This window comes from Clostridium paridis (assembly GCF_016765615.1).
GTDB classification, from domain to species: Bacteria; Bacillota; Clostridia; order Clostridiales; family Clostridiaceae; genus Clostridium_T; species Clostridium_T paridis.
Window position 1 is genome coordinate 153,422 of sequence record NZ_JAESWA010000020.1, and the last position, 15,447, is coordinate 168,868.

At 33.4% G+C, this 15,447-nt stretch carries 20 protein-coding genes; 17 read left to right on the plus strand and 3 right to left on the minus strand.

The genetic code is table 11. From position 1 onward, the window contains the following. Window positions 1-186: 186 nt before the first annotated feature. From JK634_RS07160 to JK634_RS07180, 5 genes are all read left to right on the plus strand, one after another. On the plus strand, window positions 187-615 hold the full coding sequence (locus tag JK634_RS07160; RefSeq protein ID WP_202766957.1) for a MarR family winged helix-turn-helix transcriptional regulator: 429 nt from the start codon (window positions 187-189) through the stop codon (window positions 613-615). Window positions 616-739: 124 nt separating this feature from the next. After that, on the plus strand, window positions 740-1,105 hold the full coding sequence (locus JK634_RS07165) for a DUF1540 domain-containing protein (protein WP_202766958.1): 366 nt from the start codon (window positions 740-742) through the stop codon (window positions 1,103-1,105). 239 nt (window positions 1,106-1,344) lie between these two features. Next, window positions 1,345-2,709, plus strand: coding sequence for a 23S rRNA (uracil(1939)-C(5))-methyltransferase RlmD (gene rlmD, locus JK634_RS07170; protein WP_202766959.1), 1,365 nt, complete (start codon window positions 1,345-1,347; stop codon window positions 2,707-2,709). A gap of 224 nt (window positions 2,710-2,933) precedes the next feature. Further along, window positions 2,934-3,287 carry a DUF2200 domain-containing protein gene (locus JK634_RS07175; RefSeq protein WP_202766960.1) on the plus strand — a complete coding sequence of 118 codons (354 nt, stop codon included), beginning with the start codon at window positions 2,934-2,936 and terminating at the stop codon, window positions 3,285-3,287. A gap of 487 nt (window positions 3,288-3,774) precedes the next feature. Further along, entirely contained in the window at window positions 3,775-4,152 is a 378-nt protein-coding gene (locus tag JK634_RS07180; RefSeq protein ID WP_202766961.1) for a type II toxin-antitoxin system PemK/MazF family toxin, read from the plus strand. Window positions 4,153-4,391: 239 nt separating this feature from the next. Here the strand turns inward: JK634_RS07180 and JK634_RS07185 are convergent, their stop codons facing one another. Next, window positions 4,392-5,132 carry an SDR family oxidoreductase gene (locus tag JK634_RS07185; protein WP_207753608.1) on the minus strand — a complete coding sequence of 247 codons (741 nt, stop codon included), beginning with the start codon at window positions 5,130-5,132 and terminating at the stop codon, window positions 4,392-4,394. 160 nt (window positions 5,133-5,292) lie between these two features. Between JK634_RS07185 and JK634_RS07190 the strand changes: the two genes are divergently transcribed. Together JK634_RS07190 and JK634_RS07195 are read left to right on the plus strand one after the other, a co-directional pair. After that, on the plus strand, window positions 5,293-6,228 hold the full coding sequence (locus tag JK634_RS07190; protein ID WP_202766962.1) for an AraC family transcriptional regulator: 936 nt from the start codon (window positions 5,293-5,295) through the stop codon (window positions 6,226-6,228). A gap of 153 nt (window positions 6,229-6,381) precedes the next feature. Continuing rightward, the gene (locus tag JK634_RS07195; protein ID WP_202766963.1) at window positions 6,382-7,002 is read left to right on the plus strand and encodes a hypothetical protein; all 621 of its coding nucleotides are present in this window, start codon (window positions 6,382-6,384) and stop codon (window positions 7,000-7,002) included. Between the two features lie 125 nt (window positions 7,003-7,127). Here the strand turns inward: JK634_RS07195 and JK634_RS07200 are convergent, their stop codons facing one another. Beyond that, the gene (locus JK634_RS07200) at window positions 7,128-7,697 is read right to left on the minus strand and encodes a TetR/AcrR family transcriptional regulator (RefSeq protein WP_202766964.1); all 570 of its coding nucleotides are present in this window, start codon (window positions 7,695-7,697) and stop codon (window positions 7,128-7,130) included. Between the two features lie 214 nt (window positions 7,698-7,911). On the opposite strand from JK634_RS07200, the gene JK634_RS07205 reads away from it, so the two are divergent. Next, window positions 7,912-8,844: an SDR family oxidoreductase gene (locus JK634_RS07205; RefSeq protein ID WP_202766965.1), complete on the plus strand. Its 933-nt coding sequence runs from the start codon at window positions 7,912-7,914 to the stop codon at window positions 8,842-8,844. Window positions 8,845-9,041: 197 nt separating this feature from the next. Here JK634_RS07205 and JK634_RS07210 read toward each other — a convergent pair whose 3' ends face one another. Beyond that, window positions 9,042-9,563 carry a TetR/AcrR family transcriptional regulator gene (locus tag JK634_RS07210; RefSeq protein WP_202766966.1) on the minus strand — a complete coding sequence of 174 codons (522 nt, stop codon included), beginning with the start codon at window positions 9,561-9,563 and terminating at the stop codon, window positions 9,042-9,044. 118 nt (window positions 9,564-9,681) lie between these two features. Between JK634_RS07210 and JK634_RS07215 the strand changes: the two genes are divergently transcribed. The 9 genes from JK634_RS07215 to JK634_RS07255 all read left to right on the plus strand — a co-directional run bounded on the left by JK634_RS07215 (window position 9,682) and on the right by JK634_RS07255 (window position 15,442). After that, a complete protein-coding gene (locus JK634_RS07215; protein ID WP_202766967.1) occupies window positions 9,682-10,707 on the plus strand; it encodes an SDR family oxidoreductase in 1,026 nt (341 codons plus the stop codon). A gap of 212 nt (window positions 10,708-10,919) precedes the next feature. After that, the gene (locus JK634_RS07220; RefSeq protein ID WP_202766968.1) at window positions 10,920-11,357 is read left to right on the plus strand and encodes a hypothetical protein; all 438 of its coding nucleotides are present in this window, start codon (window positions 10,920-10,922) and stop codon (window positions 11,355-11,357) included. 162 nt (window positions 11,358-11,519) lie between these two features. After that, window positions 11,520-11,843, plus strand: coding sequence for a PadR family transcriptional regulator (locus tag JK634_RS07225; protein WP_202766969.1), 324 nt, complete (start codon window positions 11,520-11,522; stop codon window positions 11,841-11,843). Beyond that, window positions 11,843-12,190, plus strand: a complete 348-nt coding sequence (locus JK634_RS07230) for a DUF1048 domain-containing protein (protein ID WP_202766970.1) — start codon at window positions 11,843-11,845, stop codon at window positions 12,188-12,190. The genes JK634_RS07225 and JK634_RS07230 overlap by 1 nt, the downstream gene beginning before the upstream one ends. 9 nt (window positions 12,191-12,199) lie before the next feature. Beyond that, the gene (locus tag JK634_RS07235; RefSeq protein ID WP_202766971.1) at window positions 12,200-12,550 is read left to right on the plus strand and encodes a DUF1048 domain-containing protein; all 351 of its coding nucleotides are present in this window, start codon (window positions 12,200-12,202) and stop codon (window positions 12,548-12,550) included. A gap of 39 nt (window positions 12,551-12,589) precedes the next feature. After that, a complete protein-coding gene (locus JK634_RS07240) occupies window positions 12,590-12,778 on the plus strand; it encodes a cysteine-rich KTR domain-containing protein (RefSeq protein ID WP_202766972.1) in 189 nt (62 codons plus the stop codon). Window positions 12,779-12,853: 75 nt separating this feature from the next. Then, window positions 12,854-13,615: an ABC transporter ATP-binding protein gene (locus tag JK634_RS07245; protein WP_202766973.1), complete on the plus strand. Its 762-nt coding sequence runs from the start codon at window positions 12,854-12,856 to the stop codon at window positions 13,613-13,615. Continuing rightward, window positions 13,616-14,380 carry an ABC transporter permease gene (locus tag JK634_RS07250; RefSeq protein ID WP_202766974.1) on the plus strand — a complete coding sequence of 255 codons (765 nt, stop codon included), beginning with the start codon at window positions 13,616-13,618 and terminating at the stop codon, window positions 14,378-14,380. A 246-nt stretch (window positions 14,381-14,626) separates the two neighbouring features. Continuing rightward, window positions 14,627-15,442, plus strand: coding sequence for a M55 family metallopeptidase (locus tag JK634_RS07255; protein WP_202766975.1), 816 nt, complete (start codon window positions 14,627-14,629; stop codon window positions 15,440-15,442). Window positions 15,443-15,447: the final 5 nt, after the last annotated feature.

Genomic DNA, 15,447 nt, shown 5'->3' on the forward strand with positions numbered 1-15,447 from the left:
GTGCCGGTTAGTTATATAGGGTTTTAAGTTCAACTAATAATTTATTCATGCCTAAAAATGTCCAGAAACCGACATTTTAAAACATGAATAAATTAAGTTTCCTATAAAAAACCCTATATACTTGAAAAACTAAACGGCACATTCTATAATGAAGATAGTTCGTATGCTAACTAAATGGAGAGAAAAATGGATATAGATAAGTTAATAAATAAGGCATCAAAATTAGTAAGAAACAAAATGAATAATGAGCTTGAAGGTATAGGCTTAACATACGTTCAATGGAGTATAATCAAGGATATTTATACAATTGAGGAAGTTGAAGGTGACATAGAAAAATTAACTCCTTTAGAAATAGGAAAAAGAGTAGGATTAGATAAAGCAACCATGTCTTCAGTTGTAAATAGGTTAATCCATAATGAATGGGTAGAAAAGATAAAAAATCCAATGGATAAGAGGAGTTATTATTTATTATTAACTCAAAAAGTTAGGTATCATATAGATGAGCTTGAAAAAGTAAGTAGAGAGGTTAATATCAGAGCAACCAAAGAATTAAGTTCCCAAGAAAAAAGGCTTTTAGAGAGTTATTTAAAAATTGTAATTGAAAATTTAGAATAAAAATCTCTATCTTGGTTGAAAATATAATATAGGGTTTATGTTCAAATAATAACTAATTTATTCATGAATATATTAAGTTGCCTATAAAACCCTATATATAAACAAGATAAGGAGATGCTATCTTATGGGGAAGTTAAGTTGTAATGCCGATAATTGTGTTAATAACGTAGGCGGACTTTGTTCAGCAGATATTATATCAATTAAAGGAAGAGATGCAATATCCTCATCAGAAACAGTATGTGACACCTTTAAACAAAAAGGGATTATGAATGCATTATCAAGCATGGGTAACACTAATTATGTCGGGGAAATTGAACAGATGTTTTCAGATTTTCATGAGATATTAATGACACCAGAAGTACATTGTAACGCTAAAAAATGCATATATAATAAACAAGGTATATGCGGCGCTGATAATTTGTTTATTTATGGTCCAAAAGCCACCAGTGTTCAAAACACTGAATGTGAAACCTTCATTAATGAAAGGTAGCCTCCTAATATGTATTTGGTGATTGGATCTTAATAAAATATAATGAAGAAGGTAAGGGCTTATATACTGGGAATTAGGCACTTACCTTTTTTATTTATATTAAGAAACTAAGAAAGTTAAGAAAAGTTATTGCATGAGATTTTTTTTGTTGATAAGCTATATATATTCCATGATAAATATAAGAAGGAAGAGTAGTTATATAGTGATATAAAAATTCATTATATATAAGGGTGATAGTTTTGGTAGAAAAGAATAAAGAATATATTTTAGAAGTAGTTTCACAAGGATATGAAGGAGAAGGAATTGTAAAGGTAGATGGATTCCCTATCTTTGTAGAAGGCGCACTTAAGGGCGAAAAGATAAAAGTATTAGTTATAAAGGTTAAAAAGACCTATGCCTTTGGTAAGTTATTAGAAATATTAGAGCCATCTAAGGATAGAGAAACACCGATATGTCCTATTTATAAAAGATGTGGTGGATGTACACTTCAACATATGAAATATAGAGGTCAATTAGACTTTAAAAAGGATAGAGTTAAGGACTGTGTAAGTAAGATAGGAAAGTTATCTGAAGACTTAGTACTTGATACTATAGGCGCAGAATATCCCTATAGATATAGAAATAAGGTACAATTACCTGTGGGACTAATAAATGGAGAAATTCACATAGGATTTTATGCTCTAAGAAGTCACGATATAATTGATCTTAAGGATTGCTATATCCAAGATGAGGTAGCGGATAAGGTAGTGGCATTAACAAAAGAATGGATGAAAAAGTATAATGTTTTGCCAGCTACTATTGAAGGAAAATATAATCCTAAGGGCGTACTAAGACACATAATGATAAGAAAAGGCTTCAAAACTGGAGAAGTTATGATAGTTCCAGTTACTAATAGCCTAGAGCTTCCTTATAAGAAGGAATTTATTGAAGTAATGAAAAATAACATAGAAGGCTTAACTTCTATAGTTCAAAATATAAATGATAAAGAGACAAATGTAATACTTGGCATGAGAAATAATACCCTATGGGGAAGAGATGTTATTACAGATTATATTGGTGATTTTAAATTCAATATATCACCATTGTCATTTTTCCAAGTTAACCCTATGCAAACAGAAACCTTATATTCTAAAGCTTTAGAATTTGCAGAATTAACTGGAGAAGAAGTAGTGTTTGATGCTTACTGCGGAACAGGAACCATAACTCTTTTCCTATCTCAAAAGGCTAAAAAGGTATATGGAGTTGAGATTGTTCCTCAAGCAATAGAGGATGCATGGAAAAATGCAAAAGAGAATAATGTAGAGAATGTTGAATTCTTTGTAGGAGAAGCTGAAACAGTAATACCAGAGCTTATATCAAAAGGGGTAAAGGCAGATGTAGTTGTAGTAGATCCTCCAAGAAAAGGCTGTGAGCAATCCTTACTTGAAGCTATAGCTAATATATCTCCAAAGAGAATTGTTTATGTATCTTGTGACCCAAGTACACTAGCAAGAGACTTAAGAATACTTGAGGATATGGGGTATAGTACGCTGAAGGTTCAACCAGTAGATATGTTCCCTCAGACTGCGCATGTGGAATGTGTGGCATTGATTGAGAAGAGATAAAGAATAAGTAAAACACTGATAAATAAAGGGTTTCTGAGATTAGGATAGTACCATAAAATTTATTTTTTTATGTATCTAATCTTGGAATCCCTATTTTTATTTTGTAGAGAAATATTTTAAGGAATATAATATTGGTATAATGTAGAAATGATGTGCAATGATAAAGTGCTCCTTGTGGAGATAAAACAGATAATTTCAAATATTAAATATTGGGAGGAAGCGTAATGTATAAACATAAAATCTATACAATGAGCTTTGCAAGAGTATATCCACTATTAGTTTCAAAGGTAGAGAGAAAAGGACGTACTAAATCAGAAGTTGATGAAGTCATTCGTTGGTTGACCGGATATACTCAAGAAGAACTGGAAGAACAATTAAAAAAACAAATAGACTATGAGACACTCTTTAAGGAGGCTCCCCATCTAAACCCATCAAGAACTCTAATAAAGGGAGTTGTCTGCGGAGTCAAGTTAGAAGATATTAAAGAGCCAACCATGCAGGAAATTAGATATTTGGATAAACTGGTTGATGAATTGGCAAAAGGAAAATCCATGGATAAAATACTTCGAGAGAAATAAATACAACTAATTGTAGTGGATGCTATTCGATAAACATTTTTATCAGAGAGGTTTTCTAATTATTGAATCTATAAAAGTGCGAGAACTGTTGGTTTTATAGCATTCTTCCAATATCAATCTTAATGTGAAGTTTAGTCTAACAATCATATGTTGAGTGGGTAGTATTGATAGAGAGAAAATAGGTTGATTTCAGAGGAATTGAAGATTTTTCGTAGAAAATATATATTACGGTAAATGAAATAGAGAATGAAATATGTAGCTATTGATTTTATCTTATTTGATATGTCGTTAATAAAACTATATTGACAATGAGTGAAAAAACATATATAATTTGTAAATAATTAAATATTTATTTAAATTATATTATTAGGAACTTAATTTTTGCATTTATAAAATACGCAATAAGTGTATTCTTTTTTAAATGTAAAAGTTAGGTTCTTTCTTCTTTTGCATTTAAAATACTTCAAAAATGAGAGGATGAATTATAATGCAAAATGAATTAAAGGTAAATCAAATTAAAAGAGGTCAAATAATAAATGTGAACTTTGGTGAGTGTAAGGGTTCAGTTCAGTCCGGGGTGCGACCTGCAGTAATCATTCAGAACAATACAGGAAATAAGTTCTCACCAACTACAATCGTAGTTCCTCTGACTACTAAAACAAAGAAAAAGATGCCTACACATTATAAACTACAAATGGACAAGTATGGATTCTTATTAAAGGATAGTGTTGTTCTTGGAGAACAAATAATTACAATCTCAAAAAATCAAATTATAGATATTGTTGGAGAGGTTGATGTTATTGATGAAAGGGAAATTTTTAGAAAGGTTGCGAAAAGTATTGGCATTACCTTACCAGCAGTCTAATGATAATGTGGTAATCACTGATATAGGTACATATTTCTTTAAGGTATAAAAAGCCTTAAAGAGCATTACAAGAATACATTTAGGTGAAACAACTGTTACTATTAATTTTTATTCATTAAAGAGTTAATTAGAACTTATACAATAAAGCCCCTCTTTAGTAGATATGATAGATTCATCTCTGCTAAAGAGGGATTTCTAAATTATTAATTAAATATTGCTAGTATTAAATTGCTTAATTTCTAAACCATACCCCCATTAACATAAATGGTTTGACCGTTAATCCATCTACCTGGACCTGCTAAAAAGGAAACTACTTCTGCAATGTCTTCAGGTTTTCCTAAACGTTCAATAGGATTCATTTTAGCCATGCGATCAATTGTCTCCTCATCCTTGCCTTCAAAAAATAGTTCTGTTGCTGTTGGGCCAGGAGCTACTGCATTTACAGTAATATCTCTTCCACGGAGTTCTTTTGCTAGTACAAGACTGATTGCATCAACAGCTCCCTTGCTAGCAGAATAGGCTGCATAAGTAGGTAATGCAAGCTTCTTTACTGAAGTTGAAAGATTAATAATAGCGCCTCCAGATCTTACACGACGGGCAGCTTGTTGATCGATAACGAAGGTACCACGGATATTTGTACGAATTATTTGATCAAGCTTATTAAGATCGAAATTAGCAATTGTATTAAGTCCCATAATTCCAGCAGAGTTAACTACAACATCTACTCCACCAAAGTTTTTCTCTGCAATATCAAAAAGCTTACTAACTGCAACTTCATCGCTAATATCAGTTTTAATAGCAATAGCCTTTCCACCATTTTTTACTATAGATTGCACAGTTTTATTGGCTTCAACAGCATTACTCGCATATGCTATAACTACTGTTTGGCCATCAGCTGCAAGACGTTCTGAAATTGCACGTCCAATTCCACGAGAGCCCCCTGTAACAATTGCAACTCTATCCTTTTTAGTTATATTCATAATAAAATCCTCCTTTAAGTTTTCATTAAATATCTTGTATCTAAGATAATTATATAAACATGGTGCGTTAGGTAGGTAGCCTATTTTAATAAGATTATTGCCTAATCCTACACAGAATAATATAATTTGTATATCAATCAAAAGTAGAAAGGAGTTAGAAATGGATAAGGAATTAGTGAATGACAAGATTGCAATTTATAAAAAAGAATTAGTTTCAATGATTAATGGACTTGTTGATATGGACGGAATACATAATACAGCTATACCTTCTTTGCAGTTATTCCGAGCATCAAATGTTTCTGAGCCTTTACATACTATTTATGAACCAGCATTATTGATAATTGTACAGGGGTCAAAAATTGTAACATTGGCTGATGAAAGTTATCAATATGATCCAACATCATATTTGGTTACATCTGTTCACCTTCCTATTACAGGGCAAATCATTCAAGCTACTCCTGAAGAACCATATTTATGTGTGCAAATAAACTTCAACATGGAGCCAATACTTGATATTATTAAGGAATCAAACGAAGCCTGGAGTGGTAAGATGGATTCAGGCCGCGGAATAGTAGTTAATAGAATTAATTCTGATTTACTTGATGCTGTATTAAGACTTGTTCGTCTTTTATATACACCTAAGGATATACCAATCCTTTCACCTTTGATAATCCGTGAAATTCTTTATAGAGTTTTACAGGATAAGCAAGGAGAACTTATTAAGCAATTTGCAATGATAGGAAGTTATGCACATTGTATTGCTAAAGTTATTCAGATTATAAATAGTAATTTCTCAAAACCTTTGAGAATTGAGGAATTAGCAAGAAGAGTTAACATGAGTACATCGTCATTGCATAATCAGTTTAAAAAAGTAACAGCAATGAGTCCTTTGCAATATCAAAAGATGATTAGATTACAAGAGGCAAGGAGGTTGCTATTTTCAGAGTCATCTGAAGCTGCAAATGTTGGGTTTCAAGTGGGTTATGAAAGCCCATCTCAATTTAGCAGAGAATATGCACGTATGTTTGGATTGCCTCCTATAAGCGATATAAATCGTCTTAGAGCTTCATTAGACTCAGGCATTACATTAATCTAATTTAAGTTTGTTATTTGAGGGATATTTTTAAAAAATATGTAATATTATGTTATAATATTTTGTGAGAAATGAGCTATTGTAATTTATGACGTACAATAAAAAGATATTATATAAATTTTAGAAATATAGATTATAAAAAGGGGTCATGGGAAAATGGAATTGTTGTTTCAAGCTGTTTATCCAGTAATTTATGTTATTGAACTTATTGCACTTATTCTCATTCTGTATATTTTATATAGGGTAGTAAGAAAAATAGATTATATGCTTAATGGCAAGATTAAGAAGATATTTAATAGCTGGAGAAATATGAGCAAAACAAAAAAGAGGATTAGCTATTTACTTATACTTATATTCTTAGTTGGATACTTTGGTTATGATATGATTTACTTGCCCAATAAAAATTATAAGTTCGCTCTATATGAGGTTAAAGACATGGGAGGAAACAGTTTAGAGGGGAGTACGCTATATAAAAAGCCATTTCTCACAGAGGATGATATAAAATCATATAACTGGAGTAATCATACTTTTGAGTTAAAAAATCATATTAGGAACTATACAAAAGAAGCAAAGGGACTAGGAAAGAATTATAGAGCTTTTGTACTAGTAGCTAATGGGGAAAAAATATATATGGGGGGCTTTTACAAAGGTGGACCTAACATATATTTATCACTAGATAATAAGAGTGGTTCTTTATTTTATACTGGTACTCCGGGTTATGATAAAAGAGCAGATGATCGTGTATATAATGCTCTCAAGGCATCAGGCAAGCTATGAAGATAAGGTTTTAGTTATTGATTACTGAAAATGAGTGAGTGTGTTTTCTGTCTTAAAGTCGTATAGGCAGACAGGAAACGCACTCTTTTTTTTATGTTATACTGATTAAACACGTCAATATATATTCAGCTCTCGCTACTTCTATCTGATGGAATTACAGTAAATATTTTTGTAAATATAGCAGTCATTTCTTCGGGACTCTTCCCAAAGTCATTCTCTATCCAAACATTCAGCATATTCCATAATCCACCTGCAACGAAAACGGCATCGTAATATTGTAATTCACTGTCCGTAAAACGTCGATTTTTTATGATAGGAAGTGAGTTCATATTTCTCAGAAATTCCTCAAAAACTTTAATAAGAATAGGAAGATTGTTCTTTTTTAAGAGGAGAAGCAGATTTTTATGGGAGAACCAATAACTGAAATATTCATTAGCTATATCATTGGGTGTCAAACATTCATATGTCTGCAATATCTCAATATATTCATTTACTAATGTATCAAAATGATATTTAAGTATGTCTTCTTTTGTTTCAAAATTTGTATAAAATGTTCGTCTGGAAAGTTTCGCTCTGTCAGTAAGCTCTTTGATTGATATAGTATCATAACTCTTTTCATCCATAAGTTTTAGTAAAGCTTCAACTAAATACATTTTCGAACGAATAGATGCTGGATTCTCACTAGTATTTATCATAGTAGTACCTACTTTCACATATTTCAAATTGTGTATAACTTATGCTTATCGTATTGATTTGCTATTTAAGGTATATTATAATTCAAATCATAAAGTTGCACAAGTGTGCAAGTTTTAACACTAGTAAAAGAATTGGTGTTGCTATGATTTTAATTAGGAATACCACGCGATATAGGTATTTAAAATAATTATAAAATAATAAGGAGTTGTTATTATGTCTGAAAGAATGAAACCTAATTGGACTGCAGCAGATATTCCATCACAAAAAGGCCGCTCGGTAGTTATAACAGGAACTGGTGGAATAGGATATGAAATAGCTTTGGAGATGACTAGAGCAGGAGCAGAAGTTATAATGGCGGGCCGAAATAGAGATAAAGGGGAAGAAGCAATAAGAAATATTAAAAAAATGATTCCTTCTGGAAATATACATTTTGAAAAACTCGACCTAGCAGATCTTTCATCTATAAAGGACTTCGGACAAAGGATAAGGGCACAACGAAAAAGTTTAGATATTCTTGTTAATAATGCTGCAGTAATGAATCCTCCTAAGCGTATAGTTACAAAGGATGGATTTGAATTGCAAATGGGGACAAATTATCTAGGACATTTTGCATTAACAGCTCATATGCTGCCTCTTTTGAAGCAAGGGAATAAGCCTCGAGTGATCACCATGAGTAGTGTTGCTCATCTTTCAGGAGTTATAAATTTTGATGATTTACAATCAGAACATAATTACAAACCAATGGTAACTTATTCTCAATCAAAGCTTGCATGTCTAATGTTTGCACTTGAGTTACAACGCCGAAGTGATGAAGAAGGATGGGGAATTAGCAGTATGGGTGCACACCCAGGAATCTCAAGGACAGAATTGATTCCTAATGGAGCAGGGAAAAATAGCCCGGCGGGAATTGTGCGTCGCTTATTTGGGCCATTCTTATTTCAACCAGCAGCTCATGGAGCGTGGCCAGCACTTTATGCAGCTACAGCTGAAGAGGCAAAAGGTGGTACGTATTACGGTCCATCCAAGATGAATGAGATGAGAGGATATCCTAAAATAGCTAAAATTGCACCACAAGCAAAGGATATTCAGGTTGCTTCAAAGCTTTGGGAAGAATCTGAAAAGTTGACAAATGTAAAGTTTATTTAATAAAACCTAATGGTGAGTAAATACCTAAAGTCATTTAACTAATTAAAGTTAAATTATTAAAGCAAGGCATCCTACGTTAAATTTCACAGGGGGCCTTGTTATCTTATTTCTGAGTAAGTATATCAACACGTAACTGCCCTATATTCCTTCTCATAGGAGGGGTTCTCTCTCAAATCATTTCTGACTTTAGGGACACTCTAAACAGTCCCTCTTATTGTATCTAATTGCTTAAAAAAATCCATTATCTCTTTGAGTGGTTTTTGTCTTCCATCAATTAACCATTTTCTCCAAATGGCGTAAACACCGGCTGACATGAAAGCTGTCCAATATCCATCACTATCTGCGGCATAAAATTTTTGTATTTCTTCTATGAAAATTCTTTGAATAATAGGCTCAAATCCACGCTCATTAGACAGTAATAAATCATCACCAAAGGTGTTGAAAAAGTTCAACTGACTATCGAATTTTATAGAGAATTGTGAACTTTCATGAATTATGTCAAAGACAGCTGCAATCTTTGGCTTGTAATACTCATATAAAATTTGCTCAAGTCCGTCAAAGTTGCGGTAAAAAGCCATACGGCTTACTCCTGCTCTTTTACAAACTTGAGAAACTGTCAGCGTTGACAATTTTTCCTTTGTCAACATTTGCAGCAACGCTGTTGTGATGAAATCTTTTGTATCTTTTTTGATGGCTTGTGCGTGATTAGTAGCTGCCATTACAATACCTCCTTATCTGTCACAGATGATCATTTCTGAATTGAATTCCACTTTATGATAGTATATACTAATGGCACAGAGGTTACAAGTGAAACATCAGTTAAGGGAGGAATTTATAATGGGAAAAGAATTAGTATTAGTAACAGGCGGAAGTGGCTTTATAGCTGTACACATAATTTTGAAACTTTTAAGTCAAGGATATCGAGTTAGGGCAACCCTTCGTACTTTATCACGCCAGGAGGAAGTCAAGTCAATGCTTGCACAAGGTGGCGTAACTGATTTTGAAAACCTGGAGTTCATCCACACAGATTTAACAAGTGATAACAATTGGATGGAAGCTGCAACTGGCGCCACTTATGTCATTCATGTAGCATCACCAACACCAGCCACCCGTCCGGATGATGGAGATGAAATGGTGAAGATGGCTGTTGATGGCACATTGCGTGTGATGAAGGCTGCGAAGGCAGCAGGAGTTAAACGTGTAGTCTTAACTTCTGCTTCTGGAGCAGTGCTTGCAGGGCATAAATCTCATCCAGAGATTTTTACTGAGGAAGATTGGACAAACTTGTCTGCCGATATTGATGCATATCAACGTTCAAAAACTATGGCAGAACTCGCAGCTTGGGAGTTTGCCAAGAAAGAAAATATGGAGCTTTCAGCTATCAATCCGACTGCTGTCATGGGGCCTATACTTGGCCAGGACTTTTCGCACTCCAATCAAATTATTCGTGCGATGTTAAATGGTAAAATGCCATTTCTTTTAAAAGCTGGCTTTGATTGTGTTGATGCGCGTGACGTGGCAGACTTACATTTACTTGCGATGACACGTTCAGAGGCCGTAGGAGAAAGATTTCTTGCTACCACAGGCGAAAATCTGACATATAAAGAAGAAGCAAAAATTTTGAAAAGATGCTTAGGAAGTACAGCAAAAAAAGTCTCAACGAAAGAAATGCCTAATTTTGTTGTGAAATTTCTAGCAAATTTCAATAAAGATTTACGTATGCCAGCGACCTTCTTAGGAAAAAACACTGCCTGTAGCAATGCAAAAGCAAAAGAAATGCTTGGTTGGGAGCCAAGATCAGCAGAAGAAGCAATAATAGCAACCGCGAAAAGCATGGTTGAGCTAGGATTGATTGATAAATAAGTATTCAAATTTATTATTCGAGTTTTCCAAATTGCTTGTTGTAAAAATTACAATTGAACCAGTTTTAAGTTTTCTAAAATTGATGATAGCAGTTTTCGAAAGTGTGTTTTAAATGCACACTTTTGAAAACTGTTTTTATTTTGTCCCTTTATGAAATTAGTGAATTTTGAGAAAAAAATACCCCATAATGTATGGTATAATTTTGTCAATAAGTGATAGATTCAAATTGCAAAGGAGTGATTATTTTGAAAAAACTATTTGATGAAACCTATGGAAACAACAGATCTATTTGGTATCTGTTTGAAGAAGGCGATAATTCCATCCAATATATTTTTAGTGAACCAGATGAATATGGCGGAAGGATGATTATTTCAAATGATTATTCAATACTGGCTGACAGCTTAAAAGAGTTGATTGATGAGGATTTGAAAAATGTTAATGAAACCAATCCAGGCGAAACACACTGGATTTTTTACACAAGTAAAGTTGATGGTGACGCAATCGGTGACAAAGTTAGATTTTCTATATTAGTTAGGTTGAAAAACGGAAGATACTCTTGTAACATCAACATAAGTGATTATATATTTGCAACTTCATTTGACGAAGTTATAAAGATTAAAGATATAATTGAGGCATCTTTAAATCAATAAAAGAGTACTGTGAAAGCAGTACTCTTTTTATTATATTTTAGATACCTTTGGCCAAAATAAACGTAAAAAGTATATTGACACCACCACTACCTAGTGATACTATATAGTAGTAGTAAGTAATACTGAATACCAGTAATACTAGATAGTGAAGAGGTGGTTTAATTGGAAAACATCACAGAAATGTTAAAAGGAGTACTAGAAGGCTGTGTTCTTGAGATCATCAGTCATGAGGAAATATACGGTTACGAAATTACGAAGAGGTTGAATGCCCTGGGATTTTCGGATGTTGTAGACGGAACAGTATATACAATCTTGGTTAGACTAGAAAAAAATAAACTTGTAGAAACTACGAAAAAGCCATCTGATATGGGACCACCACGAAAGTTTTTCACTCTCAACGATGCAGGACGTGAGGAGCTGAAGAAGTTCTGGGAAAAATGGGAGTTTGTATCATCAAAAATTAATGAGTTAAAGGAGAAGATATAATGAATTTTTGGGAAAAAGTTACGGGAAGTGACATGAATAAAGAAATGAAAGCTTTTGAATCGAGAGCTAAAAAACTGCCAGCGGATTACCAAGAAGCATGGGAAAAAATTAAAGCAAATATTTGGCCACATTCGGATTTAACCGGTCGTAACCTTATGCCAATTCTTGATGGTGTACTGGGTATGCTAGAAGAAACAGCAGCGGACGGGCAGGGTATCCAAGAAGTTTTGGGTGACGATATCAAAGGTTTCTGTTCAGCACTAGTAGGTGAAGAAGGTGCAAAGTCTTATCGTGACAAATGGCGTGAACAACTAAATAGTAATATTGCTAAAAAATTAGGTAAATAGGAGGATAAAATGAGAATACAAGATATAATTGAAGGCAAAAAAGAATGGCGAGCACATGTAGCGCGTGTCAAAGCACTACCAAAAGATTATCAGATTGTTTATAAAGAAATTCAAAAATACCTTTTTAAGGTTGGCCCTGTTGAGTTAACGGAAGGTACAGGATTACTATCAGGAATTGTCGATATTTTTGAAGAGGGGGCAGCCGTAGGAAAAGGCGTACTCGAAGTAACTGGCAGTGACGTAGCAGCTTTCTGCGATGATTTAATCAAAGATTCAAAAACTTATGCTGACATCTATCAAGAATCTGTAGATCAAAAAGTTAGCAATGCTATGAAAAAGGCTATGGATAAAACAAAGTAAATAGCAGTCAGCAAAAGCATCAAGTAGGGGGATGGTATGATGAGTAAATATGAATGGATATTATGCCCAGTCTGTGGCAATAAAACGCGGGTCAAAATAGGTGTTGATACGGTACTTGAAAACTTCCCACTATTTTGTCCCAAGTGTAAACAGGAAACAATAATTAATGTAAAACAACTAAATATATCCGTTATCAAAGAGCCAGATGCTAAGACACAGAGCCGATAACCGTGAATGTAATCACAGTTATCGGCTCTTTTTTGTAATAATAGCGCAATCTACAATATGAAGGAGGAAAAGATAATGAAAAAAAATATAATACAAATTAAAGGAGTAAAGAAAGCTTACAAAAATGTAGAAGTTCTCAAAGGAGTAGATTTTGAAGTAGAGCAGGGAGGTATCTTTGCATTACTTGGTTCCAATGGAGCTGGAAAAACAACCATGATTAGAATCATGGCTACTTTACTTAAAGCAGATGAAGGAAGTATTGTTATCAACGGTTTTGATGTTGAAAAAAATCCAGGAGACATTAGAGCTTCTATAAGTCTTACTGGACAGTTTGCGGCTATTGATGAAATTTTGACTGGACGTGAAAATCTTCAAATGATAGCAAAGCTAAGACATCTTAAAAATCCAAATCAAGTAGCAGATGAGTTAATTAATCGCTTTGGAATGTCAGAGGCAGCAGACCGCAGAGTTGGTACTTATTCTGGAGGAATGAAAAGAAGAATTGATATCGCAATGAGTCTTGCGGGAAATCCTAAAATTATTTTCCTAGATGAGCCAACAACAGGTCTTGATCCAGAGGGTCGTTTAGAAGTTTGGAAAATTGTAAAAGAGTTATCAACTGCAGGAACTACAGTATTCTTAACTACTCAATATTTAGATGAGGCAGAACAACTTGCAGATAAAATTGCTATTCTTCATGGAGGGAAAATCATTGCTTTAGATACACTGGAAGGATTGAAAAAATTATTTCCACCTGCAAAAGTTGAATATGTTGAAAAACAACCTACATTAGAAGAAATATTTCTAGCGATAATTGGTAAAGAGGGGGAGAAATAAATGGAATCTACAAATAAATATTTTTTCAAAGATATGAGTGTCATGTTTGGACGTTCTATGCGTCATATTTTTAGAAGTATGGATACAATTATTACAGTTTGTATCACACCAATTGCGATGATGTTATTATTCGTTTATGTATTTGGTGGTGCAATCCAAACAGGTACAGGAAAATATGTTAATTATCTATTACCAGGCATAATGTTAATGGCTATTGGTAGTGGGATTGCATATGTATCTTACCGTTTGTTTATAGATAAAGAACGTGGTATCTTTGAGCGTTTTCACTCTATGCCTATTGCTCGTTCTACAGTGTTATGGGGACATGTATTAACCTCATTAATCTCAAATGGTATTTCTGTAGTAGTGATTATAATTGTTGCATTATTAATGGGCTTCCGATCTTCAGCAGGAATATTAGAATGGTTAGCGGTATTTGGAATCCTCGGAATCTTTACACTTGCTTTAACTTGGGTTGCAGTAATTGCGGGACTTGCTGCAAAGACAACTGATGGTGCAGGTGCATTCGCTTACCCAATAATATTTCTACCATTTATCAGTTCGGCCTTTGTACCAACAGCTACGATGCCATCAGCAGTACGTGTCTTTGCAGAAAATCAGCCTGTAACGCCTATCGTAGAAGCTATTCGTAATCTCTTAGGAAATCAACCAGTAGGAAATAATATTTGGGTTGCTCTTGCTTGGTGTATAGCAATAATAATTGTTGCGTATATCTTTGCAATTAGGAGCTATAAAAAGTTATAATCTGTCGTTTATCAATATATTATTGATAGAGAAAAATTAGAGGGAGAGAAGAATCTTCCTCTTTTTTATGTTTCATTATATAAATAGTTTAAGGGATTTGCCATTTAGTGATAAATCCACAAAAATACATTTGACAATTAGTCTAATTAGACTATAATATTTAAGTGGCATTAGTCTAATTAGACTAAAAGTGAATTAAGTGAGTTTTAATATTTTTTAGATATTAATAATGAAGGGCGTGATAATGTGAAGATTTATATTTCAGCAGATATTGAAGGAATAGGTGGAATTGTTGCAATTAATCAGGTAATACCCGGGGAGAGAGATTATCAAAGAGCAAGAGAACTTATGACTAATGAGGTTAATGCAGTAATCGAAGGAGCTATTGAGATTGGTGCAACAGAAATTATTGTTAATGATCTACATGGTGCTGGAACTAATATACTTATAGAATCTTTAAACAATAAAGCACAATTAATTACAGGTGCATCACGTAAGGGTGCTATGATGGAGGGATTAGATTCATCTTTTGACGCAGTAATATTAATAGGATATCATCCCAGAATGAATGTAAGTGGGGTTTTGAGTCACTCTTTTCATGGGGGTGTAATTTCAAACATAAATATAAATAATAAGGATGTTGGAGAGTTTTATATGAATGCATGTGTTGCAGGTCACTTTAATGTTCCAGTTGTTTTGGTTTCAGGTGACAACATTTTGGAGGAGGAAGTAAAAGAGGTGAACGCTGCAATTGAAACAGTTGTAGTTAAAACGTCATATGGAAGATATGCTGCAAAATGTTTAACACCATCTGTAGTATTTGGAAAATTAAAAGAAAAAGTAAAAGTTGCCTTAATAAATGCCAAGAATATAAATCCTATAAAATTACAAGAGTCGCCTGAAATGAAGGTTACTTTTTTAAATAGCGGCCAAGCCGAATATGCATCAATAATGCCTGGAACAGAATTGGTTGAGCCCAATATAGTATCATATAGTGGAAAATCAATTATTGAGATTTATAGAGCTTTAACAGCAATGATAAAAATTGCAAGTAGTAATTAATATAG